17 protein-coding genes are annotated in these 17542 nt (G+C 73.4%); 9 read left to right on the top strand and 8 right to left on the bottom strand.

Annotated elements, in window-relative coordinates; genetic code table 11:
- Window positions 1-17: 17 nt before the first annotated feature.
- Both ACGF3A_RS18920 and ACGF3A_RS18915 read left to right on the top strand, forming a co-directional pair.
- Entirely contained in the window at window positions 18-866 is an 849-nt protein-coding gene (locus tag ACGF3A_RS18920; RefSeq protein ID WP_393731165.1) for a BTAD domain-containing putative transcriptional regulator, read from the top strand.
- Window positions 867-967: 101 nt separating this feature from the next.
- Entirely contained in the window at window positions 968-1825 is an 858-nt protein-coding gene (locus tag ACGF3A_RS18915; RefSeq protein WP_393731163.1) for a BTAD domain-containing putative transcriptional regulator, read from the top strand.
- Here ACGF3A_RS18915 and ACGF3A_RS18910 read toward each other — a convergent pair.
- Both ACGF3A_RS18910 and ACGF3A_RS18905 read right to left on the bottom strand, forming a co-directional pair.
- The gene (locus ACGF3A_RS18910; protein ID WP_393731162.1) at window positions 1813-3165 is read right to left on the bottom strand and encodes a hypothetical protein; all 1353 of its coding nucleotides are present in this window, start codon (window positions 3163-3165) and stop codon (window positions 1813-1815) included. The two genes, ACGF3A_RS18915 and ACGF3A_RS18910, sit on opposite strands and share 13 nt — an antisense overlap.
- The gene (locus tag ACGF3A_RS18905; RefSeq protein WP_393731160.1) at window positions 3162-4520 is read right to left on the bottom strand and encodes a DUF6002 family protein; all 1359 of its coding nucleotides are present in this window, start codon (window positions 4518-4520) and stop codon (window positions 3162-3164) included. Before ACGF3A_RS18905 ends, ACGF3A_RS18910 begins: the two co-directional genes overlap by 4 nt.
- Window positions 4521-4753: 233 nt before the next feature.
- Between ACGF3A_RS18905 and ACGF3A_RS18900 the strand changes: the two genes are divergently transcribed.
- The 4 genes from ACGF3A_RS18900 (at window position 4754) to ACGF3A_RS18885 (ending at window position 7256) form a co-directional block, all read left to right on the top strand.
- Window positions 4754-6007, top strand: a complete 1254-nt coding sequence (locus tag ACGF3A_RS18900; RefSeq protein ID WP_393731158.1) for an aldehyde dehydrogenase family protein — start codon at window positions 4754-4756, stop codon at window positions 6005-6007.
- 102 nt (window positions 6008-6109) lie between these two features.
- Window positions 6110-6448 (top strand): TcmI family type II polyketide cyclase, encoded by a 339-nt coding sequence (locus ACGF3A_RS18895; RefSeq protein ID WP_393731156.1) that lies wholly within the window; start codon window positions 6110-6112, stop codon window positions 6446-6448.
- A complete protein-coding gene (locus ACGF3A_RS18890) occupies window positions 6445-6768 on the top strand; it encodes an antibiotic biosynthesis monooxygenase family protein (RefSeq protein WP_393731154.1) in 324 nt (107 codons plus the stop codon). Before ACGF3A_RS18895 ends, ACGF3A_RS18890 begins: the two co-directional genes overlap by 4 nt.
- The gene (locus ACGF3A_RS18885) at window positions 6765-7256 is read left to right on the top strand and encodes an SCP2 sterol-binding domain-containing protein (protein ID WP_393731153.1); all 492 of its coding nucleotides are present in this window, start codon (window positions 6765-6767) and stop codon (window positions 7254-7256) included. Before ACGF3A_RS18890 ends, ACGF3A_RS18885 begins: the two co-directional genes overlap by 4 nt.
- 177 nt (window positions 7257-7433) lie before the next feature.
- On the opposite strand, the gene ACGF3A_RS18880 is transcribed toward ACGF3A_RS18885, so the two are convergent.
- Both ACGF3A_RS18880 and ACGF3A_RS18875 read right to left on the bottom strand, forming a co-directional pair.
- Window positions 7434-7925, bottom strand: coding sequence for a PPOX class F420-dependent oxidoreductase (locus ACGF3A_RS18880; protein WP_393731151.1), 492 nt, complete (start codon window positions 7923-7925; stop codon window positions 7434-7436).
- A 49-nt stretch (window positions 7926-7974) separates the two neighbouring features.
- Complete coding sequence (locus ACGF3A_RS18875) at window positions 7975-8424, bottom strand: MarR family winged helix-turn-helix transcriptional regulator (RefSeq protein WP_393731149.1); 450 nt, start codon at window positions 8422-8424, stop codon at window positions 7975-7977.
- A 124-nt stretch (window positions 8425-8548) separates the two neighbouring features.
- Between ACGF3A_RS18875 and ACGF3A_RS18870 the strand changes: the two genes are divergently transcribed.
- Window positions 8549-9637, top strand: coding sequence for an NAD(P)/FAD-dependent oxidoreductase (locus ACGF3A_RS18870; protein ID WP_393731147.1), 1089 nt, complete (start codon window positions 8549-8551; stop codon window positions 9635-9637).
- 228 nt (window positions 9638-9865) lie between these two features.
- On the opposite strand, the gene ACGF3A_RS18865 is transcribed toward ACGF3A_RS18870, so the two are convergent.
- From ACGF3A_RS18865 to ACGF3A_RS18855, 3 genes are all read right to left on the bottom strand, one after another.
- On the bottom strand, window positions 9866-11347 hold the full coding sequence (locus tag ACGF3A_RS18865; protein WP_393731145.1) for a SulP family inorganic anion transporter: 1482 nt from the start codon (window positions 11345-11347) through the stop codon (window positions 9866-9868).
- 11 nt (window positions 11348-11358) lie between these two features.
- Window positions 11359-11979 carry a carbonic anhydrase gene (locus tag ACGF3A_RS18860; protein ID WP_393731143.1) on the bottom strand — a complete coding sequence of 207 codons (621 nt, stop codon included), beginning with the start codon at window positions 11977-11979 and terminating at the stop codon, window positions 11359-11361.
- Between the two features lie 112 nt (window positions 11980-12091).
- Entirely contained in the window at window positions 12092-12469 is a 378-nt protein-coding gene (locus ACGF3A_RS18855; protein ID WP_393731141.1) for a hypothetical protein, read from the bottom strand.
- Between the two features lie 170 nt (window positions 12470-12639).
- Here ACGF3A_RS18855 and ACGF3A_RS18850 point away from each other — a divergent pair, with 170 nt between their 5' ends.
- Window positions 12640-13065, top strand: coding sequence for an NUDIX hydrolase (locus ACGF3A_RS18850; protein ID WP_393731139.1), 426 nt, complete (start codon window positions 12640-12642; stop codon window positions 13063-13065).
- A gap of 223 nt (window positions 13066-13288) precedes the next feature.
- Here ACGF3A_RS18850 and ACGF3A_RS18845 read toward each other — a convergent pair whose 3' ends face one another.
- Window positions 13289-14194 carry a hypothetical protein gene (locus ACGF3A_RS18845; protein WP_393731137.1) on the bottom strand — a complete coding sequence of 302 codons (906 nt, stop codon included), beginning with the start codon at window positions 14192-14194 and terminating at the stop codon, window positions 13289-13291.
- 198 nt (window positions 14195-14392) lie between these two features.
- Here ACGF3A_RS18845 and ACGF3A_RS18840 point away from each other — a divergent pair, with 198 nt between their 5' ends.
- Window positions 14393-17503 carry an endo-alpha-N-acetylgalactosaminidase family protein gene (locus ACGF3A_RS18840; RefSeq protein WP_393731134.1) on the top strand — a complete coding sequence of 1037 codons (3111 nt, stop codon included), beginning with the start codon at window positions 14393-14395 and terminating at the stop codon, window positions 17501-17503.
- Window positions 17504-17542: the final 39 nt, after the last annotated feature.

Below are 17542 nucleotides of genomic sequence, written 5' to 3'. Positions count from 1 at the left end.
CTGACAGGAGGCACCGGATGCTCATCAGAGTGCTGGGCACTCTGCACGCGGAGACGGCAGGTGTCCCGATCGTGCCGAGCGCGGCCAAGCCACGGCAGATCCTGGCGCTGCTCGCGCTCAACGGGCGCCGGATCGTGCCGGTGCCGGACCTCATGGAGGAGGTGTGGGGCGCCGATCCGCCCCGGAGCGCGACCACCACGATCCAGACGTACATCCTGCAGCTGCGGCGTAGGCTCCGCCTCGCGCTGGGCGACGGACAGGGCGAGGCGGCTCCCCGTGACGCGGCCCGCGACAAGGAGATGCTCGCGACGCGGCACGGCGGCTACCAGCTCGACGTGGACCCCGCCGACGTCGACGCGCTGGAGTTCGACCGGCTCACGCACCAGGGCCACGCGGCCTACGAGACGGGCGACATGGAGTCCGCCTCCCGGCTGTTCACCACGGCCCTGGGGCTGTGGCGGGGGCCCGCGCTCGCGGACCTGCCGCACGGACGGCACCTGGCCATCGAGGTGACGCGGCTGGAGGAGGGCAGGCTCAGCGCGCTGGAGCGCCGGATCGCCGCCGACCTCCGGCTCGGCCGGCACGGCGAGGTGCTGGGGGAGCTGTGCGCCCTGCGGGGGCGCTACCCCCTCTACGAGAACCTGCACGGGCTCCTCATGATCGCCTTCTACCAGGACGGCCGTTCCTCGGACGCGCTGATCGCCTTCAAGCGGCTCCGCGGAACGCTCGTCGAAGAACTCGGACTGGAGCCCTCACCCCACCTCGACCGCCTGCACCAGGCGATCCTGCGCGGCGAGAACGCCCTGAACGTCTGGAGCGGACCCGCCCCCGCAGGCCCCGGCGCGACGGCGGTCATCGCCGGGTGAGGGGCTCCGCCGGGGCGCCCTCCACGTGATCTCGACCGGTTGTCCAGCACGGGTCGTGAGCATCGGGCCCCCGACGTCGGAATACCGAAGGGAGTCGGGAGATGGACATCAGCGTGCTGGGACCGTGCAGGGTCGTGCAGTCGGGAGTCTCCGTCGTCCCCACCGCAGTCAAGCCCAGGAAGGTCCTCGCCCTCTTCGCGATGCACCCGGACCAGGTGGTCTCGGTGGCCTCGCTGGTGGAGGAGCTGTGGGGGGAGTCGCCGCCGCGCAGCGTGCAGACGACGCTTCAGACCTACGTGCTCCAGTTGCGCAACCTCATCGAGGCGGTCCTCGGCGAGACGCCACCGGCCGATCTGCCGCACGGCGCGAAGAGCGTCCTGGTCACGGAGCCGGGCGGCTATCTGCTCGACACCCAGGGCGGCAGGATCGACGTATCGGAGTTCGACAGGCTGTCCGGAGCGGGTCACCGGGCACTGGAGGCCGGGGACTTGGTGGGTGCCTCGGCCTCCTTCCGCTCCGCGCTCGACCTGTGGCGCGGCCCCGCGCTCGTCGACGTGCAGTGCGGGCCGCTGCTGGAGATCGAGGCGACCCGCCTGGAGGAGTCCCGCCTCGGGATCCTCAACCAGCGCATCGACGTGGACCTCTCGCTCGGCCGCCACCACGAGCTGGTCGGCGAGCTGTCCGGGCTGGCCGCGCAGCACCCGCTGCACGAGGGGCTCCAGGCCCAGCTCATGCTGGCCCTGTACCGCTCGGGCCGCCGGGGCAGCGCGCTGGAGGTCTACCAGCGGCTGCGCGGCGTCCTCTCCCGCGAACTGGGCCTCGACCCCTCGCCCGACCTCCAGCGCCTGCAGTGCGCGGTGCTCGACTCGTCGGACGAACTGGCCCTGCCGCTGCCGCCGTTCTCCGACGGCGCGCTCGCCGGGAGCGGCGGCCTGCTGCGCGCGCTTCAGGACCGCTGAGCCCCCACGGGGCGGCCGGACGGCTCCCGCACCCAGGCGAGCACCACGTTCTGGCCGCCCGTCCCCGCCGGGGTCCGCCCCGTGGGGGCCGACACGGTCCAGCGGGCCCAGCAGCCGCCGGGGCGGCCCGCGAAGAGCATCGGGCCGAAGACGGCCGTCACCCGCGCGGTCCACACCGCGTCGCCGTCCGTCAGCTCCAGCTCCGAGCCCAGCGGCTCCACGTACTCCTGCACCACCCCGTCGCCGCGCCGGAAGGCGTCCCCGACGGCCTCGTGCCACCGGGCCTCCTCCGTGTCCCGCCCGACGAGTACGCCGTCGGTGCCGGGCACGGCGCCCTTGAGGACGAACGCCTCCCGCTCCTGGAGCACGGCCTCGGGCAGCTCCCGCTCCCTGCCCCGCCACGTGGTGCGGCCCGCGAGGGTGAGCCGCGTCCAGGGCAGCCAGCGCTCCATCAGCTCGCGCTCGCCCCGCGTCATCCAGGGCAGCCCCTCCGAGACCAGCGCGAGCACCCTGCGGTCGGCCAGCAGCCCGCTGCTCTGCGGCGGCAGCAGGAGCAGCCCCGCGTGCTGCGCGTCCCGTACGGGCGCCGTGGCGAGCCCCTCGCGGGCCCAGGCCGTCGGCGAGAAGCGGCACAGCCCCAGCGGGTAGCGCAGCCGGGCCGGGCGGCCCAGGGCCTCGGGGAGCGCGCCGGGTTCGAAGAAGTCGGCCGTGAAGCCGTGCGCGCGGAAGCCCGCGACCTCGCGCTCCGCGCCGTCCGGTCCGAGGTCGGCGGCGCGGCCGATGACCGCGACGGCGCGCGGCAGCCGGCGGCGGGCGCAGACCTCGGCGAAGGCGGCGGCCCTGACCGCCAGCGGATCGTGCCCGGTGAACGGCGGCTCCCCGCCGCCGCCCTCCGGCGTGTGGACGCGCCGCCACACCCGCGTCAGCCCCTCCGCCTCCACGGCCCCCCGGAAGGCGCCGCCCACATGGAAGTCGAGCAGCTTGGGGCCGTCCGCGCTCAGCACGATGTCGGGGCGCGCCATCATGGCGCAGTAGCTGGTCTCGGTGTTGTCCATGCCGGACAGCAGCGGGTGGTCGGCGGCCCGCGCGCCCAGCGCCGCGAGCCGCGCGGGCCAGGTCGTGCCCCGCGCGAGCGCGGCCCGGCGCAGCAGGGCCAGCACCAGCCTGCTGATGCCGAACAGCTCGTCGTAGGACCGGCGCGGCAGCACGAACGGGCTTGCGGGCAGCGCGTGTTGCCCGGCGCCAGCGTCAGGGCCGGGCCCGGCGAGGCCCTCGGCTCGCAGCAGGGCCGCGATCTCGCCCGGCTCGTGGCAGAACGACGGGGGACCGGGCGCCGTCATGGCCGCTCCTCCTCCAGTGCCTCGGTGACGATGGTGTCCAGCTCCTCCACCGCGTCGGCGTAGCGCAGCCGCCCGTCGGGCAGCGGGGCGCCGTCGTGCGCGGTCCAGCCGCCGGTGTGGTGCACCAGCACCTCCGTGTCCCCGCCGGCTCTCAGCACCCCCCGGTCGACGGCGCACAGCACCCCCGTCAGCGCCATCACCAGCGACCACTCGCGGAGCCTGCCGGGCGCCTCGGGCAGTTCGACGCCCGCGGCGCGCAGCAGCGAGCGGACGGTCGGGTAGCGCGCGAGGCACTCGTAGGCGGAGACCACCGAGCCGCTTCCGCCGCTCCCGCGCACCAGCGCGGTCACCTCCCCGGCGGTGGCCGGGGCGCGGGTGAAGAACGTCGGCTCCAGCACCTCGTCCGGGCTGTGCGCGGCGTACGGGAACCGGGGATCGGCCGACTGGAGGTGCAGCCGCCGCGCCGCGTCGTACGCGTAGGCGGGCATCGGCGCGCGGGAGAACGAGCCGAAGCACAGGTGCAGCACCAGGTCGGGGGCGTTGAGGTGCTGGACGAGGTGGTAGCGCGGCGGGGGGTGCGCCCCGGGGACGCCGGGGAGCAGCAGCGTGCCGTCGTGGTGGCCGAGCAGCCCCGCCGCGCCGTCCACCGCCTGCGCGTGCACGCGCCCGCCGGGCGGCGGCGCGGCCATCAGGTCCCGCTCCAGCAGCGCGCGCACGGCGCCCGCGGCGCGGTCGCCCGCGAGCCCGGGGACGAGCCAGAGCGCGCTGCCGTACTCCTGGCGCAGCTTCCCGGCGTACTCCCGGTGGTACGCGTGGGCGAGCCCGCGTACGCCCTCGGGGTCCGAACCGTGGCAGACCACCGCCGGGTTGCGGCGGCGCGGCCCCGGCAGCGCGCCCAGCTCCGAGTCCCACACCTTGGTACGGGAGCGCGCGGGCACCAGGGACACCACGCGCAACCGCCCGGGGTCCGCGAGGCCGTGCCGGTGGGCGCGCAGCACCGCGTCGCGCAGCGCGGTCGCGCCGTTCCCGGAGGAGGGCGCGAGCAGCGTGACGGACTCGCCGGTGCCCGCGGTGGCGCGCAGATGCGCGACGGCGCGGGCGACGGTCACCAGCGCGCCCAGGCTCTTCGCGGTCGGCGCCGCAGGGTTGCGGCACAGGTCGAGCAGCCGCAGCCGGGTCCCGTGGTAGTCGGGCAGCGGCAGCACGGCCGCCTCGGCGGCCGACAGGTAGTCGCGCAGCGCGTCGTCCAGCGGTGGCAGTCCGCCGCCGGGGAACGCCTCGCGCACGGTGTCCCAGTAGGAGGCCAGCGCGGGGACCGGCGTCCGTGTGGTTCCGGTCGTCTCGACGAGATTCATGGGCGGTCTCCCGGGTCGGACGGACGGGCCCCAGGGGTCCTTGAGCGGGCGTCAGGCGTGTTCCGAGAGTTCCGCGAAATGCTCTGCTCGGCGCCTGTACGACAGTTCAGGGCGCACGGGTTCATTTCTCGATTTCTAGCCTGGCGGTCTCAAAGGCAGGTCGAGGCCGCGGAGGGCGCGCCACCCGGCGCGCGCTCCGCGGGACCGGCCGGGAGACCCGGAGGAGAGGACCGATGAACCAGCCGTTCATGCCCGTGCTGGAGTCCTTCACCCGCAACTGGCCCGACTTCGAGGCCGCGCACGGCCGGGCCGCCGCCGCGGCCTGCGCCCTGCTCCAGCACGGCGACGCGCTGCTGTCGGTGCTCACCCGCGTCGCCACCCACCGCAGCGCGCGCGACGAACTGCTGCGCGCGGTCGCGACGCTGGCGGGCGCGCCCCGCGAACTGGCCCGGCACGAACCGCCGCAGCACACCCGGATCTCGGCGTTCCTGCCGCCGCACAACCTGCTGTACGCGTACGTCGTCCACGGCCTGGTGCCCGCGCTCTACGCCGACGAGGTCGTGCTGCGCCCCACCGAGCGCACCCAGCACACCGCCAACGCGCTGCACAAGGCCCTCACCCGCCACCTTGACCCCGCGCTGACCGAGCACGTGCAGCTCACCGACGCCACCCCGCAGCAGTTCGCGCCCGTCTGCGCCGAGTCCGACGCCGTCGTCTTCTGGGGCGTGCCCGAGGACGCGCACGCGGCGATGGCCGCGATCGGCGAGCGCCCCCTCTTCCTCGCCCTGGGCCCGGCGCCCGACCCGCTGGTGGTCGGCCCGCGCACCGAACCGGCCGCCGCGTGCCGCGCCGTGCTCCGCGCCCGGCTGCACAACTCGGGCCAGGACAGGCTCTGCCCCGACGTGATCTTCGTGCACCGGCTGCGGCTCGACGCGCTCGTGGAGCGGCTGCGCGCCGAGCTGTCGGTGCTCACCGTGGGCGTACGCACGTGGCCCGACACCGTCCTCACCTCGATGATCTACAGCGACGCGGTCGAGCGCACGGCCCGGTTCCTGGAGGAGCACCGCGACCACGTCGTGACGGGCGGCACGGCCGACCCGGACCGGATGCTCGTCGAGCCGACGCTGCTCGTCCTCCCCGAGAGCCCCGGCTTCCACCCGCCCGAACTCCTCACCCCCGTCTTCTGCCTCGTGCCCTACGACGACCCCGCGCTGATCCGCGAGTGGGCCAGGGACCCGCTGGAGCTGGAGCGCGGACGGTACGCCTCCGTGCTGGGGGAGCCTCGGCTGACGGGCGAGACGCTCGGCACGGCGGCGCTGCTGCGCAACACCACCGCACACGACGTCGAGGACGGCAACCGGCCGTTCGGCGGCTTCGGCGCCCACGCCGGCGGGGTGCGCCACGGCGGGCGGCTGATCGGCAGGCCGCTGCTGCTCTCCCAGGAGGCCTCGCTGCGCCGCCCCGTCATCACCGGCCCCCTGCGCTGACCCGTCGCCCACCCGACCACTGGAGTCAGGGTCGAGTGGGGCTCCAGTGCGCCTTGGCACGGTGGTACGGGCAGGATCTCTCCCCCGCGAAGGAGGCCGACGGTGGCGTACCGAACGCTCATAGTGGCGCGCATGGAACCGGGGAAGGCCGACGCCATCGCCCGGATCTTCGAGGAGTCGGACGCGGGCGAACTGCCCCTCATGGCCGGGGTCTCCCACCGGACCCTCTACTCGTTCCACGACCTGTACTTCCACCTCGCCGAGACCGAGGGCGAGCTCACCCCCGAGCTCTACCACGCCCGCAGCCACCCCCTCGTCGACGACCTCAACACCCGCCTCAACCAGTGCCTGTCGCCCTACGACCCGCACTGGAAGGAACCGAAGGACGCGCTGGCGGAGCCCTTCTACGTCTGGTCGAAGGGGGAGGGCAGGATCAAGTGAGCGAGGTGCGGGTGCTGGTGCACCAGGCCGTGCACGACGACCAGCAGCTCCAGGCCGTCCGCGAGGCGTACCGGGTGCTGAGCAAGCGGATGGCCGAGGTCCCCGGGCTGCTCGGCAGCGAGCTGCTGCGCTCGCCCGACGATCCCACCTCGGTGATCTTCATGAGCAGATGGACAGACCTTGAGGCGTTCCGGAGCTGGGAGCGCAGCCCCGGGCACCGCGAGGACACGGCCCCGCTGCGCCCCTACCGGGACCTGCGCTACGCGGTGCCGTTCGGGGTCTACGAGGTCGAGGTGACCGGAGGAGAGGGCTGGGAGTGACCGGGACCGCGAGCGAGAGCACGGACGAGAACACGGACGAGAAGGCTGAGGGGACGGCCGGACCGGCCGCCCGGGTACGGGCGGCGGGCGAGGCGGTGGACGGAGCCGATCCGCTGCCCTCGGCGGAGCAGGTCGAGCAGCTGCTGGACCTGCTCTGCGCGTGGTTCCGCCACCGCTTCCGCCCCGAGCGCGCGGTGGGCCGCTCCGGCACCTTCCGCCACGAGGTCGTGACCCCGCTGGGCGTCCGCCACCGCTATCTCTCCGTCGTCAACGGCCACTGCGCGGCGTTCGTCGCGGGCCAGGAGTCCGATGTGACGGTCGGCGTGGAGCTGCGGGACCTCGTCGCGCTGGCGACGGGGGAGAGCCGCGCGGACGAGGTGTTCGTCGCGGGGCGGCTGAAGTTCACGGGCGACGTCTTCTTCGCGATGAACTGGTTCGAGTGGTTCGGATTCCAGGACCGCCGCTTCCCGGACCGCCGGAACGGGTGAGCCTGCCCGGCGCCCGGCGGCGGGGGCTTCGCGAGAGGGAGAACACCCCCGCGCACATTCCCTGTCGCGGCGCTCCTCCCCGCCGCCCGAGGGGCGCGAGCAGGCCGTTCCACTCCCTGGATCGTGCCACCGCCGTCTCGCGCGGGGCTCGGGGACGTCTGGAGCCCCCGCCGGGGCTCACTCGGATTCCGGCTTCTCCTCCTCCGGCTCGGCCAGCCGGGCCGGGAAGCCGCCCGTCGCGATCGGACCCCAGCGGCGCGGCGTGACCCGGATCAGCGACTTGCCCTGCGTGAGCATCGCCGCCCGGTACTCGTCCCAGTCCGGGTGCTCGCCGGAGATCACCCGGAAGTACTCGACCAGCGGCTCGACCGAGTCCGGCGCGTCGATGACCTCGGCGTCCCCGTCGATCTGGACCCAGGGGCCGTTCCACTCGTCGGAGAGGACCAGCACGCTCACCCGGGGATCCCGGCGCGCGTTACGGGTCTTGACGCGCTCCGGATAGGTCGACATGACGACACGCCCGGCCTGGTCCACGCCGCAGGTCAGGGGCGACGCCTGGGGGGCTCCGTCCGCGCGGCGGGTCAGCAGGATCGCCCGGTGCCGCGGCCGTACGAACTCCAGCAGCCCGGCCAGGCCGACACGGGTGTTGGTGGCGATGGAAGGACTCATGCGCCGAACGTACGGCATGGAGTGCGCTCGAAGACCACTCCGGACGGCCCTACTCGGTGCGGTCCCACGGGCGGCCGGTCGCGGCGGTGTGAGCGGCGAGGATCCGTGAGACGGACGAGGTGAGCCGGTCCCTGTCCCGGCCGTCGAAGTCGTGCAGGAGCGCGTCGAGCCGCTCGCCCATGGCCCGGTGGGACTCCTGGCCGATCCGCTCCCCGGCCTCGGTCAGCTCGATGCGGCACGCGCGCCGGTCGTTGCCGTCGCGCACCCGGTCCACGAGTCCGCGCCGCTGCACCCGGTCCACGAGCCCGGTGAGGCTGGACTTCTCCAGATGCAGCAGCCTGCTCAGCTCGGTCATGCCGACGGGCCCGTCGATGAGCATGCACAGGAGCTGCGCCTGCTGCGGGGTGAGGTCGGCCTCGCGGCAGACGTCGGCGAAGACGTGGTCGACCAGGTGCGTCAGCCGGACCAGCGCATCCGTGACCTTCAGCTCCTCGCCCATGCCGCTCCCTCTCCGCCGCCGTCGTCGCCTGTGCCCGGAGTCTAGTTGACGACGGTTCGTGCTACGAACTACCGTCATTGTTCGTACTACGAACTGTCGTGGATGCGAACGAAATGGAGAGGTCATGAACGCGCATGCGACCGTTGCCGTCGTCGGGGGCGGATACGGCGGGGTCTCCGTGGCCAAGGCCCTGGACGACGTGGCCGACGTCGTCCTCGTCGACGCCAGCGACACCTTCGTGCACAACACGGCGGCCCTCCGCGCCCTCGCCGTCCCGGAGTGGACCGAGCGGATCTTCCTCCCCTACGACCGGCTGCTCGCCCGGGGCACCGTCCGCCACGACCGCGCGGTCCACGTGGACGCCGACGCCGTCACCCTCGCCTCCGGCGAGCGGATCACCGCCGACTGGACGGTGCTGGCCACCGGCTCGGCGTACCCCCTCCCCGCCAAGTTCGGCCTGAACGACAGCGCCTGGGCCAAGGACCGGCTCCACGCCCTGCGCGCCGCGCTGAGCGACACCGAGCGCGTGCTCCTCCTCGGAGCCGGGCCCGTCGGACTGGAGCTGGCGGGCGAGATCAGGGCCGCGTGGCCCGGCAAGGAGATCACCCTCGTCGACCCCGGCGAGGAGCTGCTGCCCGCGTTCCCCGAGGAGTTCCGCGCGGCGGTACGCGCCGAGCTGGACGCCCTCGGCATCACCGTGCTCCTCGGCACGGGCCTCGCCGAATTGCCTCCCTCCTCACCGGGCGAGGCCAAGACGTTCACGGCGACGACCCGGGACGGCCGCCGCGTCGAGGCCGACATCTGGTTCCGCTGCCACGGCGCGGCCCCCGTCACCGACTACCTCTCCGAGGAGGTGGCCGCCACGGCACGCCGCCCCAGCGGCCACCTCGACGTCACCCCCGAACTGCGGCTCGCGGGCCAGGACCGGATCTTCGCCCTCGGCGACGTCACGGCGCTCCCCGAGGGCAAGACCGCGAAGGCGGCGAGCGCGCACGCCGAGGTCATCGCCGCGAACATCCGTACCCTCGTGTCAGGGGGCGGCCCCCTGACCTCGTACACCCCGGCGGGGCCCGCGATAGTCCTCCCCCTCGGCCCGGAGCGGGGCGCCTCGTACGCCCCGGAGATGGGCGTGCTCGACGCCGCCACGACGTCCGAGATCAAGGGCCGCGCCATGATGCTCGACCGCTTCACGGAACTTCTGGGCAGGGCCTGATCCTGTCGACCGAGCCTGGGCTGCCCCTGCCTGTGCGTTGCGGACTGCGGCTGCGCTGTGGCGGGCCGCGCAGTTCCCCGCGCCCCTGACGGGGCGCTCTGAAGCGCCCCGGAGGGGCCGCTTCAGGGGCGCGGGGAACTGCGCGACCAGCCACCACGCACCCGCAGGCCGCGACGCACAGCAAGGGGCACCCCCTTCCCGGAATGGGGAGAAGGGGGTGCCCCTCAATCAGGCCGTCACCCGAGGTGCGGTCGCCGACCGGTTGTGCTGCTCTTCCCAAGACGCGAGGGCAAGCCCACAGGCATGGTCGACGTGGCGGAGCCCGTCCAGACGGAGTTCGACCCGGCGGTCGGACGGCAACGCCTCCAACTGGTCCAGAAGCTTGGGCAGCCGGAGAAAGGTCGCGTTGCCCACCACCCGTACCCGGAGCGGCAGCGCACCGTCACCCGGTTCCTCCGTCTCGACGTGCACATGGGACGTCTCCCATGCCGTCTTGACCACGGCCGTCAACAGCCCCAGCAGCACGCCCTGGAACATGTCCGTGACGACGATGGCCACCGCCGTCACCGCCAGCACCACCGCCTCGGCCCGGTGCTCACGCCAGAGCGGCGCGAACTCCCGTACGGGAATCAGCTTCCAGCCCGCGTGCACCAGCACGCCCGCCAGCGCCGAGACGGGGATCAGCTCCAGCGCCGCGGGGAACGCGGCGGCGAAGAGGAGCAGCCACGCCCCGTGCAGCACCCGCGAGAGCTTCGTACGGGCCCCCGCCGCGACATTCGCGGAGCTGCGCACGATGACGGCGGTCATGGGCAGGGCGCCCAGCCCCCCGCAGACGGCGTTGCCCGCACCCTGCGCGATCAGCTCCTTGTCGTAGTCCGTGCGCGCCCCGTCGTGGAGCCGGTCGACGGCCGCCGCCGAGAAGAGCGACTCGGCCGAGGCGATCAGCGTGAACGCGAGCACCGTGCCCAGCATGCCCACGGACGCCAGGCCCGCGAAGTCCCCGGCGCCCGGCGGCTGTACGGACGCCAGCAGGCCCTGGACCTCGACGCGTGCCACGGGCAGGTCCAGCGCGACCGTCGCGCCCGTGGCCAGCAGCACGGCGGCGAGCGGCGCGGGCAGCACGCGGGCCCCTGCCCGCCACCGCGGCCACAGCGCCAGCACCAGCACGGTCGCGGCGCCGAGCCCGAGCGCGGTGAGCGCGCCGGAGTCGGCGAGGGTGTCCACGACGAGCCCGCCGAGGCCCAGCAGCTTGTCGGGGCCGCTGCTCGGCGCCTCCGCGTCGGCCAGCGCGTAGAGCTGCCCGGCGATCAGCACCAGGCCGATGCCCGCCAGCATGCCCTGGACGACGGAGACCGAGATCGCCCGGAACCAGCGGCCGAGCCGCAGCACGCCCATCGCGATCTGGAGCACCCCGGCGGCCAGCACCAGGACGCCGAGCCCGCCGAGGCCGTAGCTGTCCACGGCCTCGTACACGAGCACGGTCAGGCCCGCCGCCGGGCCGCTGACCTGGAGGCTGCTGCCCGGCAGGAAGCCCGTGACCAGGCCGCCCACGATGCCGGTGATCAGGCCGAGTTCGGCGGGTACGCCCGAGGCGACGGCCACGCCCACGCAGAGCGGCAGCGCGACCAGGAAGACGACGAGGGACGCCGTCACATCGGCCCGCAACGTGCCCCGGCTACGGAAAGGGTTGAACTTTTCGGTGATCGGCACAGCGGGCCCCCTCAGAGCGGCAGGAAGGCGTCGGCGTGCGGCTGGTGCTCCAGGACGAGCCCGGTGTCTATCGCGTAGAACCAGCCGCGCAGCCGCAGCTCTCCCGCCGCCTCCCGCTGGGCGACGCACGGGTACGCGCGCAGCCGGGCGAGTTGGGCGCGCACATGGCGCTGCACGGCGGCGGCCACGTCGGCCTGGTGCCGTTCGTCGTCGTCGGCGGCGAGCTCGGCGGGTTCGGGGAGCTGGGCCGCCAGCCAGCCGCCGACCGCGGGCACGGCGGCGAGGTCGTCGCCGCGCACCCGCGCGCCGACCGCGCCGCAGTGCGAGTGCCCGCACACGACGATCTCGGGGACCTGGAGCACGCCCACCGCGTACTCGATCGTGGCCGCCTCGCCGGAGGGCGCCGAGGCACCGCCGTACGGGGGCACGGCGTTGCCCGCCGTGCGCAGCTCGAAGAGCTGCCCCGGCCGGGCCCCGGTGAAGACCGAGGGCACCACCCGGGAGTCGGAGCAGGTGATGAAGAGGGCCTCGGGCGACTGGCCGCGCGCGAGCCTGCCGAAGCTCTCGCGCTCGTCGGCCCGGGCGTCGATACGCGCGGGGAACGCGCGGACATGAGGAATCAGGGACTGCATGAGGATTTCCTCGCGTGGAAGCGTCGCGCCTCCCCGGCACGGGGGAGAGCGCGGTGAACGGGACGGTGACGTGCGGGCGCGGGCGGCGTCGGCGCCGCCCGGCGCGCGCCTGTCAGCGCCGGAACACCTCGTGCAGCACGGGCAGGGACACGGATCTTCTCCACGGCACGCCCGCCGTACCGGTCGGCGGGACGCCGTCCCCGTGCGGCAGCGCGACGGGTTCGGTCCAGCGGACGGCGGTGGTACGGGGCGGATGCTCGCCCGGCACGGGCGGCGCGGCGGAGTACCGGCCCGAACGCCGTACGCCGTGATCGGCGTGCTCGTGCTCGGCCTCGCCCGCCGTCTTGCTCACCGTCTTCGGCGCGGTGGCGGCGTCGCGCGCCTCGGCCCGCGCCTCGTCCGCCGTCACGCCGTCGACCGCCAGCACCAGGGAGAGCACCAGGGTGAGGGCGTACAGACACATCCGTACGACGGTCACGCCGCGCCGCATCTCCCCTCCTCCCTGGTCACCTGTAGTGGGCGGTCTCCATGGTCACCCATGACATGTGACGGTCCGCGTGGTGTGCGGTTAACGATCGGTGAACTCCCCGCGAGGGCACGGGCGTACACGTCGCGCGGTGATCGCTAATCTGTTCCCCACCCCCAGGTCAGGAGGCCGCCTTGGACCACTCCGTACGGTCACGCGTCTCGGCGTACGCCGTCGTCACCGCCGACGCGCACCTGCTGCTGACGCGGCTCGCCGCGTCGTCGCCGGTCTTCGAGCCGGGCCTGTGGCACCTGCCGGGCGGCGGCATCGACCCCGGCGAACAGCCGGACGCTGCGCTCGGCCGTGAACTGTGGGAAGAGACCGGCCTTGAGCTCGCCTCGGCCCCGAGGCTGGCCCTGGCCCGCTCCTACGCCGCCACGCGTCTCGGTGTGACCTGGCACCTGGTGGGCCTCTTCTACCGCGCCGAGGTCGCGCCGGGTTCCCTCCGCGTCACCAAGCCGGACGACTCGACGTCGGAGGTTGCGTGGCTGCCTCTGGCTGACTTGAGCCCGTCAATGCTCTCCCCGGCCGCCGTTGACGCCTTGGACCTGCTCGACTGAGCCGCCGGGCACGGGCTGCCCCGTCCTGTGCTTCGCGGGCTGCGGGCGCGCTGTGGCCGCTCGCGCAGTTCCCCGCGCCCCTTCGGGGCGCACCCGTGCGCGGCGCTCTGAAGCAGGCCCCGGAGGGGCCGCTTCAGGGGCGCGGGGAACTGCGCGACCAGCCACCCACGCACCGGCTGTCCGCCACGGGCGGAAAGGGGCACCCCGGACCCCGCCTCTCACATCACGTATCGCACTCCAGCACGGTCCGGCAAAGACCGCAGCGGGCCCGCACCCGACCCCGGACCGGCACTCTGATGCGCTGATGGCACGTCGGACAGGGAAAAGACACCCGCAGCGGAGAGTTGTGCTCGAAGGTGTATTCCTCGTTGCCCAGCGGAGGGGACCCGGGGGAGAGGTGGGCCTGGGCGTACCGGCGGTCCTTGGCGTAGCGGTGACGGCCGGCCCAGTTGGCCGCGACGAGCGGGGCCCGCTCCTCGTCGCGGGCCGCGAGCGCGCTGCCGCGTACGTACGCCTCGTACGCCTGCGGGCTCGTGAACCAGATCGACGGGTCCTCACCGAAGAGCCGGGCCCGTTTGGCCAGCACGTAGCCGAACTCCTCCGGCGTCAGATAGCCCAGCTTCTGCGAGGAGAGCTCGTCCTGCCGGAAGGCGTCGAGCAGCAGCCAGCCCGCGCCCAGGTACGCGGTCGCCGTGTCGGTCAGGATCTCGTTGTCCCGCGTGCCGGGGAAGGAGAGGTCCAGGCGGTGCAGATAGACGTGCATGACCTCGTGCGCGAGCGCGGCGCCGATGTCGCGGCGGTGGTTCTTGAAGCGGGAGTTGAGCTCCACGAAGTACTCGGGCCCGGCCGTGAGTTCGACGTGCGCCGCGTGCTCCATCTCGCGGAAGCTCACGATCACCCGCGCCCGAGGCAGCCGCAGATGCCGCACCATCACCTGCGCCACGCGCTGCGTACCGAGGTACAGGTCGTCGTGGTCGGCGAACGCCACGTCGCCCGGCGCGACGCTGGCGTCGAACGTCTCGACCGTGTCGCGCGACAGCCGCCGGTAGAGCGCCGTCACGGCGGACCTCACGGTGTGCAGATGAGGGAAGCCGTGCTCGACGGGATCCTTCGCACCACGCGCCGACACCGGCCTCACCCCCACGCGCCCCGCCGCAACTGCCCTCCCCGCCACTCTACGACCCGTCCCCGGGGCCGGTCCGGAGCCCGGAAGTCCAACACCTGCCCCGTCTTTGTCCATAGGCGCGCCCGTCCCCTCTGTCGCAGGCTGACGCCCCACAAGTCACCCTTCAAGACGGCGCCCGGCAAGGGAAACGGAGTGGAAGCGATGAGCGAGCAGCGGCTCGGCACCCGTACGGACGGACTCTCACGGAGAGCCGTGGTCGCCACCGGCACCCTCGTCGGCACCGGGGCGGCGTTCGGCCTGCTCCCCGGGGTCACGGCGCGCGCCGACGAGCCGAAGGGCACCCACACCCTGCGTTCCGAGGCCCTGGACGTCACCGTCGACACCGAGTTCCCCCGCGTCATCGGCTACCGGCACCGGGAGAGCGGCGCCGAGCTGCCCGCTCAGGACGAGGCCGTGACCACCCTCCTGGTCGACGGCAAGGAGCACACTCCGAAGGTCACCAGCGAGCCCGGCGACTCCCGTATCGCCTACACGCTGACCCTCGACGGCGGCACCACGCTGACCGTCGAGATCACGGTCGAGGGCTGGAGGACGGACTGGCGCGTCACCGGCATCGAGGACACCGGCGGCAAGGCGCCCCGCGTCGGCACCCTGGAGATCCCCGGGCTCGCCTTCCTCGCCGTACGGGCCGATCAGAAGAAGCCCACGCTGCTCGCGGCCCGCGTCGAGATCGACAAGGACAAGAGCGGCGACACCCTCGTCGAGCTGACCGGCTCCACGCCCGCCGACCCCGACCCGCTCGGCTGCGCGTACGCCGTCGTCTCCACCTCCGAGCTCGCCGCCGCCGTCGAGACGAACACCGTTTACGACAAGCCCGACGACACCAAGGGCGCCACCTGGGAGAACGGGCGGCTGTGGCGGCAGACGGTGAAGGGGAAGGACGGCAAGCCCGTCGCCCGGGTCCGCTGCGGACAGTGGACGCACCGGGCGGCGACCGCGGGGGAGAAGGACACCGAGCCCCTCCCGTACGCCACCGTGATCCTCACCCGCGACCGCAACGGCGACGGCACCGTGGACTGGCAGGACGCGGCGATCGCGATGCGCGAGATCATGGTGAACCCGCTCGGCGCGGACGAGCAGCATCTGCGCGTCGTCCCGCACATCGCGTTCAACTTCGCCAGCCAGGCCACCAACCCGTTCCTCGCCACCCTCGACAACGTCAAGCGCGTGCACCTGGCCACCGACGGTCTGCGGCAGTACACCCTGCTCAAGGGGTACGCCAGCGAGGGCCACGACTCCGCGCACCCCGACTACGCGGACAACTGGAACACGCGCGCGGGCGGCCTGGCGGAGATGAACCTCCTGCTGGAGAAGGGCAGCGCCTGGAACAGCGACTTCGCGCCGCACGTCAACGCCACAGAGTCCTACCCCGTGGCCAACGCCTTCTCCGAGAAGCTCGTCGACAAGAAGAACGAGCAGTGGGACTGGCTCGACCAGTCCTACCGCATCGACCAGCGCCGCGACCTGGTCTCCGGCGACATCGCCCAGCGCTTCCAGGACCTGCGCGACCAGGCCCACAAGGGCCTCAACGCTGTCTACATCGACGTCTTCCGCGAGTCCGGCTGGACCTCCGACCGCCTCCAGCGCGAACTGCGCGACCAGGGCTGGCTGGTCACCACCGAGTGGGGCCACGGCTTCGAACGCAGCGCCCTGTGGTCCCACTGGGCCACCGAGACCGACTACGGCGCCGACACCTCGCGCGGCATCAACTCGAAGCTCATCCGCTTCCTGCGCAACCACCAGAAGGACGTCTTCGCCGACAAGTGGCCCACCCTCCTCGGCATCCCCCGCATGGGCAACTTCGAGGGCTGGGTCGGCAAGACCGACTGGACCAAGGACTTCTACCCGCTGATCTGGGCGCACAGCCTGCCCGCGAAGTACCTCCAGGCCCACCCGATCCGGACGTGGACCACGCACGAGATCACCTTCGAGGGCGACACGGAGACCGCCGTCACCGACGAGGGCGGCAAGCGCCGCATCACCACCGACGGGCGGCGCGTCTACGACGACGGCGCGTATCTGCTGCCCTGGGAGCCCCGCAAGGCCAAGGACCCCGCGAAGCTCTACCACTACAACCCGAAGGGCGGCGCCACCACCTGGCAGCTCCCCTCCGGCTGGTCCGGCGCCTCCACCGTGCACCTCTACCCCCTCACCGACCAGGGCCGCGGCAAGGCCGTACGGCTCCGGGTCTCCGGCGGCAAGGTCACCGTCACGGCCGAGAAGGCCCAGCCGTACGTCCTCTACCGCGAGCCCGCGCCCGCGCAGCCCGACCCGAAGTGGGGCGAGGGCACTCCGCTGACCGACCCCGGCTTCCACTCCGGGAACCTGGACGGCTGGCAGGTCAAGGGGAAGGCCGCCGTCGAGCGCAGCGCCCTCGGCGACCACGAACTCGTCCTCGCGGGCGGTGCCGCCGCCTCCGTCGGCCAGCGCCTCGCGCGCCTCAAGCCCGGCACGTACGCCGCCTCCGTCCAGGTCGAGGTCGGCGCCAAGGCGGGCGAGAAGCGCCGCGCCGCGCTCACCGTCACCACCGCCGACGGCGTCACCGCCGAGAACTGGACGGAGACCTCCACCGCCGTCAACTACGTCGCCGCCGACCGCAAGCACGGCACCCGCTTCCAGCGGCTCACCACCTGGTTCACCGTCCCGGAGGGCGGCGGCCCCGTCACCCTCGCCCTCACCGCCGCCAAGGGCGCGGCCCGCGTCCGCTTCGACAACGTCCGCGTCGTGCCCGGGAAGCGCAGCGAGCAGGACGGCACCCTCTGCCACGAGGACTTCGAGCACGTCCCCCAGGGCTGGGGCCCCTTCGTCAAGGGCGACGCGGGCGACGCCAACGACCCCCGTACGCACCTCGCCCAGCGGCACGCGCCGTACACCCAGCGCGGCTGGAACGGGAAGGCCGTCGACGACGTCATCGACGGCACCCAGTCCCTCAAGTCCCGCGGCGAGAACAAGGGTCTCGTCTACCGCACCGTCCCGCACACCGTCCGCTTCCGGCCCGGCAAGAAGTACGAGGTCTCCTTCCGCTACGAGAACGAGAAGGCCGACCAGTACGCCTGGATCACGGGCGTGGACACCCCGGAGGCCAAGGAGCTCAAGCGGACCCCGCTGCCCGTCGCGACCGAACCCACCAACCACACCCACACCTTCACCGCGCCCGCCGACGGCGAGGTCTGGGTCGGCCTGCGCAAGACGGGCGAGGACGCCAAGGCCGAATGCGTCCTCGACACCTTCACGGTGACCGAACTCGACTGATCCCGTGACCGAACTCGACTGATCGACCAGTGACCGAAC

This window comes from Streptomyces sp. NPDC048172 (assembly GCF_043202595.1).
Taxonomy (GTDB): domain Bacteria; phylum Actinomycetota; class Actinomycetes; order Streptomycetales; family Streptomycetaceae; genus Streptomyces.
This window is presented reverse-complemented; position numbering and strand designations above follow the sequence as displayed.

Bases quoted from the DNA above. Each gene is read 5' to 3' on its own strand.
- ACGF3A_RS18860 (WP_393731143.1), bottom strand. From the start codon at position 11,979: ATGCAGTCCCTGATTCCTCATGTCCGCGCGTTCCCCGCGCGTATCGAC.
- ACGF3A_RS18875 (WP_393731149.1), bottom strand. From the start codon at position 8,424: ATGGGCGAGGAGCTGAAGGTCACGGATGCGCTGGTCCGGCTGACGCAC.
- ACGF3A_RS18840 (WP_393731134.1), top strand. From the start codon at position 14,393: ATGAGCGAGCAGCGGCTCGGCACCCGTACGGACGGACTCTCACGGAGA.
- ACGF3A_RS18855 (WP_393731141.1), bottom strand. From the start codon at position 12,469: ATGCGGCGCGGCGTGACCGTCGTACGGATGTGTCTGTACGCCCTCACC.
- ACGF3A_RS18905 (WP_393731160.1), bottom strand. From the start codon at position 4,520: ATGAATCTCGTCGAGACGACCGGAACCACACGGACGCCGGTCCCCGCG.
- ACGF3A_RS18910 (WP_393731162.1), bottom strand. From the start codon at position 3,165: ATGACGGCGCCCGGTCCCCCGTCGTTCTGCCACGAGCCGGGCGAGATC.
- ACGF3A_RS18870 (WP_393731147.1), top strand. From the start codon at position 8,549: ATGAACGCGCATGCGACCGTTGCCGTCGTCGGGGGCGGATACGGCGGG.
- ACGF3A_RS18915 (WP_393731163.1), top strand. From the start codon at position 968: ATGGACATCAGCGTGCTGGGACCGTGCAGGGTCGTGCAGTCGGGAGTC.
- ACGF3A_RS18880 (WP_393731151.1), bottom strand. From the start codon at position 7,925: ATGAGTCCTTCCATCGCCACCAACACCCGTGTCGGCCTGGCCGGGCTG.
- ACGF3A_RS18900 (WP_393731158.1), top strand. From the start codon at position 4,754: ATGAACCAGCCGTTCATGCCCGTGCTGGAGTCCTTCACCCGCAACTGG.
- ACGF3A_RS18920 (WP_393731165.1), top strand. From the start codon at position 18: ATGCTCATCAGAGTGCTGGGCACTCTGCACGCGGAGACGGCAGGTGTC.